Source organism: Stecheria intestinalis (assembly GCF_009696165.1).
GTDB classification, from domain to species: domain Bacteria; phylum Bacillota_I; class Bacilli_A; order Erysipelotrichales; family Erysipelotrichaceae; genus Bulleidia; species Bulleidia intestinalis.
In genome coordinates, this window is the sequence record NZ_VUMN01000007.1 from 34,187 (window position 1) to 52,982 (window position 18,796).

An 18,796-nucleotide genomic window follows, 5' to 3' on the forward strand; every position below is an offset into this window, starting at 1 on the left:
TTTCCTTCTCATTTAACTGATCTGATAGATCCGGATCGTGCTGTTCTGATAGATATTGGTTCCGCATTCCGAAAGGGCTGCATCATACTCCGGGTTTTCCCAGTATCTGACTACCGCATACTGAACCTGATACTGTTTCAGCAGCGCGGCGGTTTCTTCATAAGGGGCTTCTGTTACTTCGTCCCATGGATGATGCCGTCTTGCGATCTGATAGAGATCTTCATTGACTCGGGTATCGGTATAATACGTATCCCGCGGCGTGATCAGCTGAATCACATTCGGCAGATAGGAACGGGTCGCTTCAATCTGAGAGAGGATGATCGGCTGAGTGCCGGAATAAGCCTCTTCTCCGAGCGCCTGTTTCAGAGCATCAATCGCTTCTGCTTCATCTTTCGTCACCTTCGAGAGAGGATCCGTATCCCCCGCATGGGACACATAGAACCCATAGGAAGCGTTTCCATCTCCCCGAAGCGCCAGAACATTCGTATCAATCGTTACAAACAGAAGGAGGCCGGCAAGACATATCTGCAGAAAACGTCCTTGCCTGCATGCATTGAGATGCTGGAATAGCAGATTGATCAGAAACAGCTCCGTGAATGGGTTGAACATGACTTCCCACGCCCGGTAGAACACGTTGGAAGCGATGGCTGCCGCAATAGCAGGAGTTGCCAGCGGATTCATGAACACGAGAATCATCAGCTGCGCACTGACCTTCAGATACAGATCTTCCGGCTTCACTGCATTCTGAATCAGCAGAATGACGCCGATCCACCTCAGCACATTGATCAGATTGTCCAGCCAGGTGCTGTAGACAAAGAAATAGTCCTTGACCATGTCCACATCCTGATGATTCCGGAAGAAGTAATCATAGTCATACAGGAATTCCGGATGTGCAACGTGCAGGTAAAGCGAATAGCCCATGCATAAGCATGGAATCAGAATCACGAAGATCAGTCTGGCATGTTTCTCGATGAAGAGATCGAGGCGATGAAGCAGATCGCGGAACTTCTGCTTCGTGAAAAGCAGGAAATAATACACCGCAAAGAAACCCATGATCAGGTAGGCAGCAGACGTCTGATGCGTAAGCATTACGCAGGCATATACGACCAGCGGGATGACATAGACCGACATCTGCAGGAAGACATTCTCCCCTTTTCTGAGAAACAGATATGCTGCAAGAATCGAGAGCAGCGCAAAAGAGATAAAGAGATACGAGCTGGAGCAGGCGATGCCGGCAAAGCTGATGACCGGAAGAATCTTCTTGGCATCAGAGTCCGCGAATTCGCCTGCGATCCATCGATAGACCGAAACCATCAGCAGCGTGAGGAATAATGTTCGCCAGGTATTTCCATACCAGGCATCAACTACCCGCCAGTAGTAGAGATTCAGATAGAACATCCCGAAAAACAGAAGCACGCGTTTCTGCCAGACATTCTTCGTCTTGAGGAGCGCGGTGATATTGATCAGAAGTGCGGTGCTGACCAGCTGATACAGCATGCCCATTCCCCATACAGCTGCTTTCAGAGTTTCCACCTGCCCCATCCTGAATGCGCCAGCAGTCAGATTCAGCGTGCAGATATAAACGCTGACGAATGGATAATATGCCTGATAAAGATAAAGGGAATCCCATTCTTTTCCGCTCACTCCGGTATAGGGGTTGAACAGATTGATGTGCGCATTGCCGATATCCTGAGAAATGTATCCGAGATACATCGTCGCATCCGAGAACTCGAGATCCACATAGCAATGATAGAAGATAAAGCAGAAGGCCACTGCCCCTATAAGCAGGCAGAGCGAAGATCTGCTCTTAAGATGTTCCAGCACAGTCTTCCAGGAACGGATCGTGCAATAAAGCATGAACAGAACCACGAGAACCGTTTCCCAGAACAGAATCCGGAAATCACCATGCAGGATCTCAATCGGATAATAGAGAATTGCAATCAGCGCAAAAAAAGCAGCAGCCCCATAGGGAGCTCCGTACTTTCCCACTGTGCAGTTCAGCCGATCTCCAAGCCAGGTTCCGAGTCCTTCAAACAATAGAAACAGAATCAGAACCGATGCAGCTATCAGTTTCATGAGCGATGTTCCTTCCGCTCTCCATACGCGAGAATTACTTCATTCAGATTCTGAAGTGCCTGATTCTTGATCGCATCCAGAATGATGCCGGACATCAGAATCACTGCTGCAATCACAATCAGAGTACTCCCTGCCAGCTGGCTCCCGATCGTGCTGAGAATGATGCCGAGCACCAGGAAAAACAGGAAAAACCAGAAGAAGAAATACATCGGACGGTAGTTTTTATACAGATCAAACAGCGTCAGAAGCACCCTCATGCCGTCTTTATACGTATTCAGCTTGGAAAAAGAACCTTCCGGACGATCCCGGTACGTAATCGGGACTTCCCGGATCTTCATTTTGCTGATCAGCGCAAATACGGACATTTCCGTTTCAATCTGAAACCCATCCGACTGAATCGGCATGCATTTGACAAAGCGTCTTGAAAAGACACGATACCCGGTCATGATGTCATGAATGTTTCCATGAAACAGATGATTGATCAGATCGCGGACCATGTTGTTGCCGAATTCATGGAAGGCACGCTTATTCTCTGAATAATATGTTCCGTTAGATAAGCGGTCGCCGATGACCATATCAGCGCCTTCATTCAGAACCGGATCCAGCAGAACATGAACTTCTTCAGCAGGATACGTATCATCGCCATCTACCAGAATATACGCGTCCGCATCAATCTCGCGGAACATCGTCCGCACGACATTGCCTTTTCCCTGATGTTCTTCTTTCCTGACAATCGCTCCTGCTTTCTCTGCAAGTTCATAAGTACGATCGGTTGAATTATTATCGTAGACATAGATTTCTGCTTCCGGAAGAACGGACCTGAAATCACTGACCACTTTGGCAACGGTCAGTTCTTCGTTAAAACACGGAATCAGCACTGCAACTTTCTTATTACTCATACTGCCTCTATTTTACCATGACTGCGTGGCTCTTCGTGAGAATCATTGAACCATGCATTCTGAAAGAGCAGACCTCCCGGAATCCGGAGAATCTGCTCTGTTTTCATGAATCAGGAACCTGGTGCCTTTTTAATTGTTCTCTTCATTTCCTGTACTTTGACCAGCAGGAGGATCTGAAGGGGTTGGAGTAGGCTCCGGAGCCGAGGGTGGTACCGGTGTCGGCTCTGGGGTTGAAGGAGTTGGCGTCGGCTCTGGCGTCGGCTCTGGCGTGGAAGGAGTCGGTGTAGATGTCGGAGAAGGTGTTGGGGTTGCAGTCTCCTGCGGAGAGGAATTGCAGGTATTGTTATACCAGTACATTCCAGAAATCCTGCAGCCTTCTTCTGTTGTCGTATCCGGAGTTGCTGTCGGCGTCGGGGTTGCCGCAGCCGAGTTGTCCACCACCGTCACATTGACTGCCGAAATACTGTCAATCGCGGTTCCTTCCGCAGGATCCTGGGAAACGATCACGCCATTTGCCTGACTGCTGTCCTGCACATAGCTGATATTCAGCGTCAGACCATAGGAATTGCAGAAGGACTGCAAGGTTCCGATGTCTCTGCCCACATAATTTCCGAGGGTAGTAGGCATGGTATCCTGAACCATTGTTTCGTTATAAGTTTCCTGGCAGATTGCAGGAATTTCGAAGATCCAGTTTGCGGACCACTGCACACTCGTCATCGGCGTGATGGCAGTCGTCATATCGATATTGCGTTCAATGACTGCCTTGGCATCTGCCAGTGCTCCCTGCCAGATCCGGACGATCGAAAGAGAAATCTGAAGGCTTTCATCCCAGAGCCCGGAGTTATATCCGGTAATCCGGCCGGACTGGATATTGAACACATTCTCCGGATGCTCGCTGTCGTAGTAGCGGTTGGTCTTCTGCAGCGCATAGGAGACGAAGCTTGTCATCTGCTCAACAGAGAGATTGGTCTGAATATTATCGCCGGCAGCGTCTAGAACATTCAGGAACGTATTGATATCTCTGGTTCTGAGAATCGTGCGGACAATTGCCTCAATGACTTCCTGCTGGTGTTCCTGACGAGCGAAGTCTCCGGTAGCGAATGCATGCCGTTCCCGGGCGAAGGCAAGTGCCTGTTCGCCATCAAGCAGCACGTTATCTCCTGCCGGAACCCACACTGTATAGGTTCCGCGGGTGCTGGAAGAAGTCTGACCGACGAATTCCAGCGGCGAGTTCACGACGATTCCGCCTAGCGCATCGACGATATCCACCACGCCCTGGAAGTTCGTATCGACATAGTAATCAATGTTGACACCAGTCAGATCTTCAACCGTCTGAATCGTGCAGCCAACACTGACCGCATGAGCAGAATTGATTTTCGAAGAAGCTCCATTGTAGCAGCTGATCGGAACATAGGAGTCACGGGCAATGGAAGTCATCGTGACCTTCATCGAAATCGGGTTAACCGAACAGAGAATCAGCGTATCGGAGAGACCATCTGCATTTCCGATCAGAAGAACCGTAAACGGAGTCGTCGTGATATCGATATCGGAACCGCTGTCATTTTCCACCGTGACCTTATCTTCAAAGTCGAGAATCGAAGCCGTATTGGCAAGCAGATCTGCCAGGCTGGTTTCATTCTGGAACATGCTCTGATAATTGGTCGGCAGGATGGCACACTGAATTTCGCTGTTGAACAATGCGAGCAGTTCAGAAGAATAGTCCGTGAACTCCTCATAATTGACCTTGATGCCTTTGGCACTGATCTGATTCTTTCCGAGTTCGGCGGTATTGGTTCCGGTCGCATAGCCTACGGTTTTCCCATCCAGCTGGCTCACATCAGTGATTTCCTGCGTTCCCGTTTCACTGTAAACCACCAGGGAAGTTGATACAGATTCCGTTGTAGTCGTGCTGGTGATGCGGTTGACACTGGAATTCACTCTCGTCACTGCATACGTGCCATAGGCGCCGATGACAAGGAACACGCACATCAGAACAATCCCGGTGATATAGACGGTCTTCTTCTTTCTGCGAATGCCATACATCACCGCAGCGTTCATCACGAGCAGGACTATAAGACAAAGCACATTTACAAGGATGAAGTCCTTCTTGGAAAGGCTGGAAAACCTGGTACTGTTCATCATCGTGTAAATGACCAGCAGGTTGGTGAGAACCGTAAGAATCGTGATGATGAGATTCGTCTGCGTCATGTCCCGGCGGAATCTGGTCTGATCTGTTTTTTTCATCTTTTTTGTCATGATCAGCCCTCCGCAGAAGCAGTCGCTTCTGCATTGCTGCTTGTTCCGTTGGCTGCTTCCCAGGCATTGACGGAATTCATATCATAGAATTCTGCAATTTCCATTCTGCCATCGTTATCAACTACGAGAAAACGCATGTCGTTCACAAAATCAGACGCATTCAGGGAAGATCCCATCGTATAGGTCCAGGATACCTGCACCTGGTAGCATGGATAGGTCTGTGCCGGATCAATCGTATTGATCGTATAGTCATCCGTCTGAAACGTATCCTTTTCAGTCGTGATGGAAGTAACCTCAGGCAGATTCTCTCTGCCGTACTGGCTGATATAGAGATCCATGTTTTCGTAGTAATTGTAGCGGGACCATTCTTCAAAGGTCGTGTATTTCTCTCCGAAAATATACTGCAGACCGCCTACTTCATAGTTTCCGTCTTTGTTGGTCCACGTGAAATAGTCTGACACAAAGCATTTTACCAATGCGGTTGCGTATGCATTCTGATCGGTTCCCTGCATCGCATCACTCAGCTCCTGGAAACATTGCTTTTCAAAGTCTGTAGGATTATTTCCGATTTCATACAGATCATTCTTCATCGAACGATCGGTATTCGAAGAAAGCGAGGTATTTGTTTCAGAAGAAGAGGAAGTGGTTCGGCGTGCAACATTGATGATATTGAACACAAATGCAACAATCGTGACTGCTGAAACAATCAGCAGAGTCAGGATCATGCGCTGATTCATCTTCCGGTGCTTTTTCTTCACCGGATCGATTTTCCGCACTTTTTTCCGGGCACCGGAAGAAGTCTGGTTAGGTCTATCTGTCATTCATTACCTCCGAATGGCTTATTCATAGAATTTCTTGACGATGTAGTTCGGCCGATGCCGTACTTCATCATACGTTTTAGCAAGATATTCTCCGATAATCCCAAGGGCAAGCAGGATCACTCCTCCGAGGAACAGAACAAGAGAAATCGTGAGAGCAGTTCCGGTGATGCTCTTTCCGGCAAGCGAAAGAATCAGCAGAACAATCAGCTCAACTGCCATGACGAGGGACAATGCTCCCCCTGCCCATGCGGCAACGCGAAGCGGAGCATTCGTATATTCGATGATGCCATCCAGCGCATAGCGGAACAGTTTCCAGAAAGACCATTTCGTCTCGCCGGCCACGCGCTGAACATTCTCATATTCCAGGTATTCGCATTGATAGCCCACCCAGACAAACAGCCCCTTTGAGAATCTTCCGTATTCTTTCAGGGAAAGGATGGAGTCAACGACCTGCCTGGTCATCAGACGGTAGTCACGGGCACCGTCAACAATCTCGACTTCCGTATACCGGTTGATCAGCTTGTAGAACTGTCTGGCAAACCAGGAACGAAGCGCCGGTTCCCCCTTGCGGGTTACACGTCTGGTTCCGACGACATCGTCGCCATTCTTCTCCATGAGCTCGAACATCTTCGGAAGGTATTCCGGAGGGTCCTGAAGATCTGCGTCCATCACCGTGACATAGTCCCCCTTCGCGGCTTTCAAGCCAGCAAGAAGAGCTCCTTCTTTGCCGAAGTTCCGGCTGAAATTGACGACCTTTACTTCCCCGCGATGAGCTTCATATAATGCGAGCATCTTATCAAGGGTATGGTCGCGGGAACCATCATTCACGAAGATGATCTCGTGGTCCATCTCCATCTGATTCAGCACTTCTGTTACTGCTTTGTAGAACAGGTCTACTGTTTCCTCTTCGTTATAGCAGGGAACCACGACCGAAAGTAAAGCTTTCATAAAACCTCCGTAAAACGGTTCTATTATATTACACGCCTCAGTGAGTAACAAACCTCATCTTCGCCTGCGGATCATCAGCAGGATGGAGAGAATCAGACAGGAAATGCTGATGGTGAGACCGGTTTTCAGTCCCTGCGGAATAAATACGAATTCCAGATGATGCGTTCCTTCCGCTAATGGCAATCCGATAAAAGAAGTATTGACCATCTGATAATCCGTTTTCACGCCATCCACATAGACCTGCCACCCTCTGTTGAAAGGAATGGTGGTTGCGAGGATCTCATTCTTCTTCGTGATCGTGATATCTCCGGAAGCTGTAAAGGAATCCGCCCTGGCAGAAGTGATCCGGTCTGCTTTCTGAACATTCTGATAAATCTGTTCCAGGTCTCTGTCGCTGATCCAGTAGATATTGCATGGAACCGGTTCATTTTCAAAGGCAGCATTTCTGCAGTAGATTCCGATTGAATCAGCTTTTTCTGTCACATGCACAGCATAGAAACCGTATTCCTGAAACTCCTGGTACAGAATCTGCGCTCCATCCTTGCAGAGCTCAACGGAGCCCTTGCTGTCAGGCTTTGTCTGGCTGTAATCAAAGAATAAAGTTCCTGGTTCCGTGATTTCATAGTCAATGGCTTCATTGTTCACATCTGTGCCGATTTTCCGGAAGACAGGATTTTCTTGATAATGATTTCCGGAATGCCCGGTCAGAATTCCCGTCAGAATCTGGAAATCCTGAACCGACTTATCCTGACTGTCAGAATCTGCTTCACTCCAGGTATCAGCGCTTGCATAGCCAAGACCGATATCCAGCTCATTTTCGTAAACAGTACCCGGTGTACCCGGTTCGTACCAGTTCTGGTCATACTCCATGATTTTCCGATATCCGAATGGGACAAACGAATCGCTTCGCCAGGTAACGAGGTATTTTGTTCCGAACATCGAATACGACAGGAACTTGGAAGGACAATACGGAATGAACCAGGTGCCGGTGATCCTGCGGTCATAGTAGTTATCATTCGCCCGGTTGTAAACGCCATTATAGAACGACACGGACCTGAAATTCTTTGCCATCGGCACCAGATAGTTTTCAGCCGCCGGATCATCCGTGACGATCCGATAGAAGCCGTCATCCTGTCTCTGAATCCCGTCATAGACTTCCGTATCTGCAATTGCGTTTTCATACTGTTCCGCAGCTTCGCCACGTTTCACCGTCAGAGAAGTGCCGTTAACCAGACGGCAGGCACAGACCAGAAGACATTCAGCAAGAATAACGAGAAGATATCCCTTCTTCCCTTTTTTCTGATTCAGGGCCCGGGTATATCCGAGCACCAGCAGGATCTGGCATGGAACAATCCACAGGATCCCTTTCTGATTCATCGCTGAAGCAGTTTTCCCGAACAATCCAATCGCAGAAAAGCAGAGCAGAAGCAAGATCACCCCGGCACAGGACTTCTTCAGCAGAACAGGATCGAGCTGCTCTTCCTGATCGAGGAGTTCGGCAGAAAGGATCACCTGGAAAACGATGAAGAAGAAGCACCAGCGAACGGTGATATTTCCATTCAGCAGGATATAGAAATCCGGAATCAATGCGAAGACGCACAGAATGCCCAGCATCTGAAGCAATGCTTTCTTACCGGGGAAAGAGATTTTCCTGACCTGAGGCAGCAGCAATGGATAAAGCATGAAGCTGTAGATATAGAGGGCATAAGAATGCATGCTCTTCTCATCGAATGGAGTCGAGAACAGGTTATAGTCATAGTCATTTCCGACTGGCGAGAAAAGTGCTGTCAGCAGCCGGAACAGACCATGGCGATTGACCAGCAGGTTGGAGGGATCTTTCAGCAGTTTCGGAATATTGGAAGAAACACGTCCTGCCGAAAGCAGTTCATAAGCTTCCGGAATCAGAATGAACGCTCCGAGCCCGATTCCGAGCAGATACAGGAGAAATGGCTCTTTCAGATCTTTCAGCAGTGCTCTGAAGGTCAGTTTTCCCTGCCTCATCCGGAAACGGGTAGCCAGATAAAACAGAATCAGCCAGGAGGCCATGTAGAAAAAGTAGATATCAAGAAGAAGGATCAGAAAGATCATAAGCGGAAACAGCCACTTCTTCCTTCCTTCCATCAGGCACTCCATGCTGTAAAGGAGAATGGTCAGATAAACCCAGGCTTCCTGGTAATTATAGAAATGCATCCAGTACATCATCCAGCCGGAAAATGCCATGATCAGCGATCCCGTGATCCGGGCTTTTTCGCTTCTGACGATCCGGCTCAGCCAGAAATAGCTGAATAAACCAGTCAGGAGAACTGCAATGCACATCAGAAAATAGAAAACATGAAACAGATCGGTGATCTGCGGCAATGCCAGAATGACCAGCAGTCCCGGGGAACCGAGAAACGTAAACAGATGAATCGCATTGGAAACCCCGAATCCGCTTGTCCAGTCCCAGAACCCGAGCGAACCGGAACGGATGGCACGATAAAAATGCATCACCATCGGGATGACTTCTTCTGTTTCATCTCCCTGAAAATAAAAGCGGGCACCCGGAATCAGCTTCAGCCCCGCAAACTGGACCACCAGTACGACGGCAAGCGTTGCAAGGACCTTTTTCCACCCGTTACCAGACTTCTGCATCGCTCTGATTATAGGTGAAAGGCAGCAGAAAGGATTCTTAAAGTTTCATTAACCTTCAGAATAATCGGATCTCATAGATTGTCTTTCTTGAAATGCCGGAAGAGCCATGCAAAGAACATCAGATTATGTTCATTGACCATGGAGAAATAGCGGTTCTTCATCCCGCCGAGGCTCTTCAGATACGGATTATGATGCCAGTCCGGGAAGGAAGTATTCAGAAGATCCCAGCCCATGCGGATCGTTCTTTCCCGATCCTTTTTATCCACAATCTTTGAACTTCTCAGGAAACTGTTTCCTAAGAAGAACTTGATATGGATGTATTCCAGGGCATCCCGGTATTCTTCATAGAAGCCATGATCCCGGTAGTACTTCTGAATGATCTGAAAAACCTCGATCATATTCTTGACCTGATCATTGTTCGTATGCGTGATGCTCTTCTCCTGCTGCACATAATGTACATAAGGCTGATCGACAAAGCCGATCTTTGAAAGTCTGCAGGTCAGACAGTATAAAAAGCATGCATCCTCATAGCGATCCCCTTTCGGAAAAGAGATATCTAAAGAACGGATGAAGGAAGTCCGGTAGAGCTTATTCCAGAGTACCGCAAAAAGCTGAACCATCATGTCTGGTCCAGTTTCGTAAGGGCCTTCTTTCTGAAGCTTCTGCCCTTTCGAGTTTTCCCACCAGAAGTCAGAAATCACCAGTTCGAGATTCTCTGAAACTGCTTTGCGGTAAAGATCTTCAAACATGGAAGACTCAGCATAGTCATCGCTGTCCAGAAAGCCGAAATACTCTCCGGTCACTTTGGAAAGACCGAAGTTCCTCGCTTCGGCAATTCCTTCATTCTGTTTGCTGTAAACCTTCAGGTTCAGATCAGGATAGCTCTTCTGATAGTTCTGAAGTACAGATAATGTGCTGTCTTCAGAGCCGTCATTGATCGCAATGATTTCCAGATCCTTTAAAGTCTGATTGCGCAGACTGTCTAATGTTCTCTCTACCGTCTTCTCGCAGTTGTAGCAAGGCACGATCACCGATACCGCAGTCATGCCTTGCGGGCCTCCTGAACCCGGTTCAGAAGAACCGCGACAATCAGTGCAAGGAAGACCGTCGTGATGAACTGATCGAGCATATGCCCGGAAAGATATGAAGAGCCAAGTCCTGCCCCAAGCGAAACAATCAGCATCATATTTTCCAGATTGAGGAGTTTTTTCCAGTACCGGATAAACATCACCAGTCCACACAGACAGATCAAGATCCACGGAACAACACAGAGAAGTTCTCCGGCATATCCGAGCGTATAGATCTGCATGACAAAGTCACGTTCCAGAACGATGGAACCATTCATGAAGGTGCTGTAACCCATGCCTAATACTTTTTCAAGAGAAGAGAGATTCTGGTATTTGTAATTGAAGAAGATCGTTTCGATCTGTCTTCCGTTGACCCGGTCGAATACCGGCATCATGCATACATCAAACCAGAACTTGGGATCATGCTGGTAGCTGTAGTACTCCGTATAGTACATGGACGGAACCGACTGGATATATTTGGCATTGATTCCGTAGGTTTCAAAAGCATAGACATAGAAGTTGATGTATTCTTCGGAACCAGGAACAAGGTCTTCTGCATTCTTCAGCTCATCTGCGGCAAACTGGATGGCGCCGTTATGAAGCAGTGCCGTATCATTCTTTGCATCAACTCTCTGGTTCTGAACTGCCGGGGTCCAGTTGAGCATTGCCCCGAATACTGCAGCAATCACAATAGAAGAAATCAGAATATTCTTTTCTGATGTTCTCTTCTTCAGAATCTTTGCATCGAAGAAATAGAAAACCGAAAAGATGAGCGGCATCATGACTGCCCCGTAGGTGGCAACTCTGGTTGCCAGCATCTGCATGGCCATGCTCTGGATCACAATCAGGAACAGAATCTTCTTCCGCTCTTTCTTTGTCTCTGCAGAAGCGAAAAAATAGTACATCAGCGGAAGAATCATGAAGAGCAGGATGCCAATCGTATTGCCTTCATTGAAAAAGAACTTCGAAGCGAGGGTCCGCGGATGATACCAGCTGTAGATGCCGCTGAACCAGCTGAACACATTGCCTACGGTCTTTCCGTAATAGGTGCTGTCTGCAAAGACATACAGATCGCCGATCAGGATCGGAATACTGATGATGCCGCTCAGAAAAAGCACCATGGAGCGCAGTTCTTTCGCGTCAAAGTGTTCATGATAGATGAAATATACGGCGGCATACGGCAGCACTAAGGTCAGAACATAGGTCAGTTCCTGCCACCTGTCAAATCGGAAGTTCTCCGTCAGATCCAGGCGCGGATACAGGGCTTCTGCCTGACGGCAGTGCAGATAGAAATAGGCAAGAAAGGCAATGCCGTAGATCAGGGCAAGCACGAAGGTGCGCTTCTTGTGTTTCTCCCGCAGCCAGAACGACCAGATTGTCAATGCCGGAATGATCAGAAAGCGAATGATCGTTGCCGGACGCGGCAGCCCATAGGAATCAAGAAAATCATATGCCAGATAATCAAGATCGATGATCGGCTGGATCACGATCAGGATCAGAATCAGGCGATGAAGCAGTTTTTCCGTGAATATTCTGCGCATATCAGAGCACCTTCATGAACTGCCTGAGAATCTCTTCATTCGGGTAATGATAGGATTTCAGCTGTTCTTTCATTTTCTTCAGCCGTTCAGGATCACGCAATGCCTCTTCCAGGCCGTGATTCAGTCCTTCCTGGCTGTTTTTGACGATCCATCCCTGTTCTGGTTTCACGATCTGCTCATGACAGCCCGAAACATCCGTGGTAAGCACTGGCGTACCGACGATCAGACTTTCGCTGATCACTGTTGCAAAGCCTTCATAGAGACTCGGCAGCACAAAGAGATCTGCCTTTGCCATATCACCATATGGATTTGCCTGATAGCCGAGGAAGACAACATGATGCATGTCACGTTCTTTCACCAGAGTGCGAAGCTTCTCCTCTTCTTCCCCTCCTCCGATCAGATAAAGCGTATGATGAAGCCCCTTGCGGTAGGCAAGGTCACTTGCAATCAGAAGACGGTCCACGGACTTCTGAGGGTGAAAGCGGACGACAGAGATCAGATTCGGACCATCAGTTCCCGAAATCTCTTCGCCATGGCTTTCGGAAAGACACTTTGCAATCCGGTCTGTATCCATGAGGTTATGAATCGTGATGCCGTTGGATACATGAAACACGGTCTCATACGCTATCAGAGCCTTCTCGGAGTCAGCAATATTCAGATCGATATGCTTCAGCGCTCTCTGAACAAGCGGCATATGATTTCTGGAATAATTGCAGACGCTGTAATCCGTCAGAACCCAGTTGATCTTCCGCTTCGAATCTCCGCAAGCCGTGAAAATCGTGCAGAAGCCTTCTTTAGCTGCGACTTCGACGTCGTATTGCTTATGCAGCATCCGTTTGCGTTCTTCCCGGATCTTGTTCCAGATGAGACCCGTCTTCATATAGAACAGAAGACGGAGCTTGGCAGCAGTATCCGGCCAGTCCCTGGAAGAGACAAGCTGATCGAGGGATTCATCCACCGGACGGAAAAAAGAAGTTCCCTCGATGATATGGACATTGGAAGGAACTTCCTCCAGCAGCATCCCTCTTCGATGCAGCACAAGCAGGTCAATGTCATACTGATCTGCCGGCAATGCCGCCATCAGCGTATTCAGCACCCGGGCAACCCCGCCCATGCGCATTTCGTCATTTACAAACAGAATAGATTTCTTATCGGTCATACAGTCGCAATACCATTTTATAGTTTCCCTCAGCGAGGAAATTGTAGATGATCTTCTTCCGGAATCCGGCTTTCTTCACATAGGGATCTTTCATGAAGTCCGGATACTCCTGTTTCAGGATCTCCATATTCTTCTTCAGATACGGGATTCGCTTCTCTTTGTCTTCCGCATCCTTGATTTTCAGGGTAATCGCATCCAGACCATGAATCACATACAGATGATTCAGCTGCTCCAGCACTTCAGGATCATTGCCATGGGCAATGACATATCCCTTATTGCGATCAATCGCATCATAGATGTCGAAAATCCGGTCATCAATGCTGGTATGGCGGATGCTCCCGCTCCTCTGGCGATAGAAATAAAGCGGCTTATTCACCTTGGACACCAGGGATGCACTGTATAAGAGCGAAGGAACCGTAGCAAGGTCTTCATATAATTTGCCTTTGGGAAACTGCAGATCCTGAAACAAGGACGTCCGGTACAGCTTATTGCATGCACTGTTATTGATCAGAACGAGCTCCGGCCAGTTGATCGCATTGGTATGGCTGAACGTGCCGCCGGAAGAGAACTCCGTCTTTCCGTCTTCATAGTGATATTCCATATCGCAGACCGCAATATCCGCAGTCAGGCTCTGAACCATCAGCAGCAGATCTTCTGCATATGTCGGAGCAATCGTATCATCCCCGTCAACAAAGCAGACAAATTCTCCTTCTGCCTTCGTCAGCCCGTAATTTCTCGCATCAGACAAGCCGCCGTTTTCCTGATCCAGAATCGTGATCCGGGAATCCTCAGAGGCATATTTTTCCAGAATCTCCCGGGAATGATCCGTGCTGCCGTCATTGACCGCAAGAATCTGAAGATTCCGGTAAGTCTGGGCAAGCACACTCTTCATGCATGCGCCGATATATTCCTGGATGTTATAGACCGGTATGATTACCGTGATCAAAGTCTTTTCTTCCATATCCGGATAATAGTATATCAAAAATGAGTTTTTTCCTACGGACGATTCACGTCATGAATTCACCATTCTGCGCACTCTGCGGTAGACAGGAGCACAGGAATCCCGGAACCAGCACAGCGCGGAATAGACCCGTACGATCGTTCCGGCATTTCCGGTTTTCACGGTTCTCTGGAATAACGCCGAATATCTGTTGATCGGATGCGCCATGCAGATTCTGCTGAATGCTGGTTCAGACAGAATATGCTTTCTGATTTCCTCCTTCTTTTCCGCCGCCGATAAAGGACACTTCGGAGAAAACAGATTGATGGTATAGACTTCATATTCCCGGATCATATAGTCCGCAAGTACCTGTTCCGGAACATCGGTGAACTGATGCAGCATTTCTTCCAGGGCAATTTCCTTGCGCTTCAGATTTCCATAGCCATCCTGAAGATACCTGGTGACCATGGTTTCCCGGGATCGTTTCTCATACCGATAGAACAGGCGGCTGCAGCTGATCACCGAACCCGCCCGCGGAAATACATGGCAGTTGAAGATGAAATCCTGACCGGTTGTCTTCATGGCGGGAAAATCATGATAGCCGCGGATCAGAGATGCCTTCCAGCACTTATTCCAGAGCAGGTTGAATCCCCCCTGTTCCAGCAGAAAGACTGCTGCTTCTTTCGCATCAGAAAAAGTGCGATCCGGCATCTGCTTTTTCACGCTGTAATGTTCTTCCGTGAAGACACTCGTGAAGCCGTAAATCAGAATATCCGGCAGGTCCTTCAGAAATCCTGCAATCTGATCAACCGCATGCGGCTCCAGTTCATCATCTGCATCAACGAACAGGATATAATCCCCGGTCGTATTCTGAACTGCAGTATCTCTGGAAAAGGAGTTGCCCATATTATTCTGGTGAATCACATGAAGCCGGGGATCCTTCCTGGCATACTGATCCAGAACTGCTCCGCTCTGATCCGAAGACCCATCGTCTACGGCAACGACCTCGAGTTCTGCCTGGTTGGTAAGTAAGATACTGTCAAGACAAGAACGGATCGTATCCTCACAGTTATAGACCGGAATGACCACGCTGAATTTCAGATCGCTCATTTCAGCAGCCCCGCATATTCCTGTTTCAGTTCCCGGAACCTCTTCTTCACGACCTCAAACAGCTTCTGAACATGATCGCGGTCATAGGAGCCATTCTTCAGATTATTTCCCTCAAAGAGGTCCTTGCGGACATCGTAGATCTCAGTGATATTCTGCTCGTTCAGCTCTTCTTTCAGATAAGCCTTGACGACGATCTTCCAGGAATCGTCGTAGCAGCCGAAATACAGCTGCTTCAGATCCATGTCAGGAGATCCTCTGCCCGGGTATTCGGAAAGGATGCACGGTCTTCCTTCGGCAGTAAACAGATTCTTTCCCTGCCAGCTTTCATCCGGCTTCATGCCAAGACTCTCAATCAAGGTATACGGGATGTCCCGTTCCGCATGAAAAGCAGAATCTGCAGTCGGAACCGTCTGACCAGGCTCATGCCAGATCAGCGGAATATGAAAATTCTCGCGGTACAGATTGCCGATCGAATCCTTGCGGAAATGATTGTAGGAATAATAGTAGCCATGGTCCGCCGTGACGATCAGAACAGTATTCTCGAGAATCCCGCGCTTCTTCAGTTCTTCCGTGAACAGCCGGATCTTCTCATCTACATGATGGATGCCGACATCATACATGATATTGCCATGATAGCGGTCATCGAGAGAATCCACATACTGCTTCATATACGCAAATTCTCTGTTCAGCAGCTCCCGGTCTTCCGTGAAGGAGAACGGAACCGGATTCATATGAATATCATCGATGTGGATATAGGCATAGAAAGGCTTTTCATGCGTATACTTCGTATCATACCAATCGAGGAAATGATCATACATATCCTTCGCGCATGGGCCGGTCTTGATCTTGCGGTAATTGATGTCTTTCTTCAGAACATTGTTCAGAACATAATCCGTGTAGATGGATAGTTCCAGCACCGGCATGCCGACCGCATCCTTGAAGCGCGGCATATTCATCGTATGCGCTGCCATCAGCCTGCCAGTCATCTTCAGTGCCGTCCCGGCCTGCCGGAAAGCATTGGGCACCATGCCGCCGATATATTTCCGGTTGCCGCGAATCTGAAGTCTGCGCATGCGGTCGATCGTATCGGCATATCTGTCAATCATCTCATTGATCAGATTGCGCATCTTTTCAGACTCTACCCAGTTCCCGCCGAATTCCAGTGCGAACAGCCGGTGTTCTTCACCATCCTTCAGCATGCCATCAATATAGGTATCCGGATCTGATTCAAATGATCTCTGTTCTTCCAGAATTCCGTTCAGCTTTGCCTGCGCATCTTCCTCGGAAAGATCCGGACGCACAATGAACTTCGTTGCATATCCGTGATTCAGATAGTCGTTCAGGAACCATTCATAGCCCTCGAAATAGTGATTCATGAGGTCTTTCATGATCTGATACTTCTCTTCCGGAAGTTCATGGTTCAGATACAGTTCCCGATAGAAACGGATTCTGCCGTAATAGAGATTCCGGTATGACGGAGCCGCATTGACCGCCGGATGATCCAGACCGCGGAAAAAGGAAATATAATCCGAAAAGCAGCCGATGATCGAATACGTATCATAGCCATGGTCCTGGAACGTCTCCAGAACGGTCTTCGGCGCAAACTGAAGATTCTCGATGAAGCTGTTATGATCCAGCACGCGGTACCCTGCCATGAGTTCCATCATGGCAGCTTCCGTATATGGACCTGAAGAAAATACATTGCTGAAGCTATGGGAACACTTGGAAAGAGAATCCAGGAAGGGACTGCATGTCGGCTTATAGTCTTTCGGCCCCAGGTAATCCGCATTGCATGCGTCAATCACCAGGAACATCACATTTTTCTGATTCATTCTGCTGCCTCTCGCATCTGATTTGACGGCCTTAAGTATAACAGAGTTCTCTGATTCTTTCATTGCACGCTGCAGCTCCAGCTGTCGCACCCGTCTTTCCAGAAAGAGTGCTGGTCATAGCTGATCGGAATCGGGTTGATCCAGCTGAAATCATCTGCCGCAAAGGTCAGACACATCGTCCCGGTCCCATAGCCGGAGGTTCCGTCGATTGTGATATCGTCTTCTGAGAAAGAGATCGTATGTCCGTTCAGTTCATAGTCAAATGGTTCCGTTCCTTCTGAAAGCACTTTGCCATCCTGAATTACCGCATAGCAGTCGGATGAGAAATCCGTATTCAGGCCAAGCTTTTCCAGATAAGATAACGCAAGCAGGTCCGTGAGTCCGTTTCCTTCTTTCCGGTAGCGGAGCAGAACAGTGCTCGGATAGACCCTTGAATCGGAAATCAGGGTATAGACATTGAGATTCGTCGTATTCATCAGAGACTCTGCCGTGGAACGCACAGCACCCTCCGCGACGGACCGGAACAGTTCATCATCCTGATGATTCGTCACCAGCTGATTCTCCACCAGGTATTTTCCGAGATCCGAAGTAACGATTTCTGCTCCCCAGGCATTGTTATGCCAGGTATCTCCATCCATATCGAGATACCAGTCAATTTCCTGATCTGCTGCTTTGCGGACATAGTCAATATAGTCTGCCCCTTTTTCTTCCAGATAAGCCCAGATGGAACAGAGCTTATTGGAATCAGTCTGGCTCATGTCATATGGCGTCTTCAGAAAAATCAGATGAATCTCATTCTCCTTGCAGAGATCGATCAGCTTGTCAATCCACTGCTTTTCTTCCTCACTCAGCGCAATCGGATTATCCGGTTCCAGATACTGAACCGGAGTGTACTGAAATACCGTCGGCATCTGTCTCACATAGCCGAGGTCCCAGTGAATCCCTTCTACAGGTTCAGCATTCTGAAGAATGCTCTCAGGATCTGAAAAGTCCATGTCTTTCCAGTGATCATGATTCAGAATGAAGTCATACGTATAAGCAAGCTGCAGGTCACTGGATAAGGTATCCGTCGCATGCTTTCCTGCCTCGATTCTCGTCTCTCCGCTCATCATGTCAATTGCCTTATAGTACATGCCATCGGCATAGCACACCTGACTGCCGGGAAGGAGTGTGAATACATCAATCAGCACCACCGAAGGATGCTGGGTCTTCAGGGCTTCTTCCAGCAGATAGTAGCTTGTGGAGAACGGCTGACACGAAGAGCCGAGCACATAGCCATAGTATCCGGTTTCCTGATAGAGCACGGCCGGATTGAATGCATACTGCATATGAGAAGAGCCTAAGGCTAGCACATCAATGGAATCCGGATCGAGGTTGCGGAACAGATCCCCATCCGTATTGCGGCCAACCCGGAAATATGGAGTCAGACCATGCCAGGTCACGAGGAAAAGGGCTGCCGCAACAGCCGTCTTCAGAAGTATCTTCAAGCCTGTGATCACCTTCTGTTTCATATCCT

13 protein-coding genes are annotated in these 18,796 nt (G+C 48.3%); all 13 read right to left on the reverse strand.

The window, feature by feature from the left end; genetic code table 11:
* Window positions 1-12 precede the first annotated feature (12 nt).
* Entirely contained in the window at window positions 13-2,076 is a 2,064-nt protein-coding gene (locus FYJ51_RS04370; protein WP_154503680.1) for a hypothetical protein, read from the reverse strand.
* The gene (locus tag FYJ51_RS04375; RefSeq protein ID WP_154503683.1) at window positions 2,073-2,975 is read right to left on the reverse strand and encodes a glycosyltransferase family 2 protein; all 903 of its coding nucleotides are present in this window, start codon (window positions 2,973-2,975) and stop codon (window positions 2,073-2,075) included. The genes FYJ51_RS04370 and FYJ51_RS04375 overlap by 4 nt, the downstream gene beginning before the upstream one ends.
* A 129-nt stretch (window positions 2,976-3,104) precedes the next feature.
* Entirely contained in the window at window positions 3,105-5,231 is a 2,127-nt protein-coding gene (locus tag FYJ51_RS04380) for an LCP family glycopolymer transferase (RefSeq protein WP_154503686.1), read from the reverse strand.
* Between the two features lie 2 nt (window positions 5,232-5,233).
* Complete coding sequence (locus tag FYJ51_RS04385; protein WP_154503689.1) at window positions 5,234-6,052, reverse strand: hypothetical protein; 819 nt, start codon at window positions 6,050-6,052, stop codon at window positions 5,234-5,236.
* An 18-nt stretch (window positions 6,053-6,070) separates the two neighbouring features.
* Window positions 6,071-7,000, reverse strand: a complete 930-nt coding sequence (locus FYJ51_RS04390; RefSeq protein WP_154503692.1) for a glycosyltransferase family 2 protein — start codon at window positions 6,998-7,000, stop codon at window positions 6,071-6,073.
* 54 nt (window positions 7,001-7,054) lie between these two features.
* On the reverse strand, window positions 7,055-9,631 hold the full coding sequence (locus tag FYJ51_RS04395) for a YfhO family protein (RefSeq protein WP_154503695.1): 2,577 nt from the start codon (window positions 9,629-9,631) through the stop codon (window positions 7,055-7,057).
* Between the two features lie 71 nt (window positions 9,632-9,702).
* Window positions 9,703-10,677, reverse strand: a complete 975-nt coding sequence (locus FYJ51_RS04400) for a glycosyltransferase family 2 protein (protein ID WP_154503698.1) — start codon at window positions 10,675-10,677, stop codon at window positions 9,703-9,705.
* Window positions 10,674-12,239, reverse strand: coding sequence for an O-antigen ligase family protein (locus tag FYJ51_RS04405; RefSeq protein WP_154503701.1), 1,566 nt, complete (start codon window positions 12,237-12,239; stop codon window positions 10,674-10,676). The genes FYJ51_RS04400 and FYJ51_RS04405 overlap by 4 nt, the downstream gene beginning before the upstream one ends.
* A gap of 1 nt (window position 12,240) precedes the next feature.
* On the reverse strand, window positions 12,241-13,398 hold the full coding sequence (locus tag FYJ51_RS04410) for a glycosyltransferase (protein WP_154503704.1): 1,158 nt from the start codon (window positions 13,396-13,398) through the stop codon (window positions 12,241-12,243).
* Window positions 13,388-14,380 (reverse strand): glycosyltransferase, encoded by a 993-nt coding sequence (locus FYJ51_RS04415; protein WP_154503707.1) that lies wholly within the window; start codon window positions 14,378-14,380, stop codon window positions 13,388-13,390. The genes FYJ51_RS04410 and FYJ51_RS04415 overlap by 11 nt, the downstream gene beginning before the upstream one ends.
* 30 nt (window positions 14,381-14,410) lie before the next feature.
* Entirely contained in the window at window positions 14,411-15,448 is a 1,038-nt protein-coding gene (locus FYJ51_RS04420; protein WP_154503710.1) for a glycosyltransferase family 2 protein, read from the reverse strand.
* Window positions 15,445-17,280, reverse strand: a complete 1,836-nt coding sequence (locus FYJ51_RS04425; protein ID WP_205946181.1) for a sulfatase-like hydrolase/transferase — start codon at window positions 17,278-17,280, stop codon at window positions 15,445-15,447. The genes FYJ51_RS04420 and FYJ51_RS04425 overlap by 4 nt, the downstream gene beginning before the upstream one ends.
* A 59-nt stretch (window positions 17,281-17,339) precedes the next feature.
* Complete coding sequence (locus FYJ51_RS04430) at window positions 17,340-18,791, reverse strand: hypothetical protein (protein ID WP_154503716.1); 1,452 nt, start codon at window positions 18,789-18,791, stop codon at window positions 17,340-17,342.
* Between the last annotated feature and the right edge of the window lie 5 nt (window positions 18,792-18,796).

What these genes read in the sequence shown, in the direction of transcription:
- FYJ51_RS04410 (WP_154503704.1), bottom strand. Translation starts at nt 13,398, where the DNA reads ATGACCGATAAGAAATCTATTCTGTTTGTAAATGACGAAATGCGCATG.
- FYJ51_RS04405 (WP_154503701.1), bottom strand. Translation starts at nt 12,239, where the DNA reads ATGCGCAGAATATTCACGGAAAAACTGCTTCATCGCCTGATTCTGATC.
- FYJ51_RS04430 (WP_154503716.1), bottom strand. Translation starts at nt 18,791, where the DNA reads ATGAAACAGAAGGTGATCACAGGCTTGAAGATACTTCTGAAGACGGCT.
- FYJ51_RS04400 (WP_154503698.1), bottom strand. Translation starts at nt 10,677, where the DNA reads ATGACTGCGGTATCGGTGATCGTGCCTTGCTACAACTGCGAGAAGACG.
- FYJ51_RS04420 (WP_154503710.1), bottom strand. Translation starts at nt 15,448, where the DNA reads ATGAGCGATCTGAAATTCAGCGTGGTCATTCCGGTCTATAACTGTGAG.
- FYJ51_RS04395 (WP_154503695.1), bottom strand. Translation starts at nt 9,631, where the DNA reads ATGCAGAAGTCTGGTAACGGGTGGAAAAAGGTCCTTGCAACGCTTGCC.
- FYJ51_RS04385 (WP_154503689.1), bottom strand. Translation starts at nt 6,052, where the DNA reads ATGACAGATAGACCTAACCAGACTTCTTCCGGTGCCCGGAAAAAAGTG.
- FYJ51_RS04425 (WP_205946181.1), bottom strand. Translation starts at nt 17,280, where the DNA reads ATGAATCAGAAAAATGTGATGTTCCTGGTGATTGACGCATGCAATGCG.
- FYJ51_RS04390 (WP_154503692.1), bottom strand. Translation starts at nt 7,000, where the DNA reads ATGAAAGCTTTACTTTCGGTCGTGGTTCCCTGCTATAACGAAGAGGAA.
- FYJ51_RS04380 (WP_154503686.1), bottom strand. Translation starts at nt 5,231, where the DNA reads ATGACAAAAAAGATGAAAAAAACAGATCAGACCAGATTCCGCCGGGAC.
- FYJ51_RS04370 (WP_154503680.1), bottom strand. Translation starts at nt 2,076, where the DNA reads ATGAAACTGATAGCTGCATCGGTTCTGATTCTGTTTCTATTGTTTGAA.
- FYJ51_RS04375 (WP_154503683.1), bottom strand. Translation starts at nt 2,975, where the DNA reads ATGAGTAATAAGAAAGTTGCAGTGCTGATTCCGTGTTTTAACGAAGAA.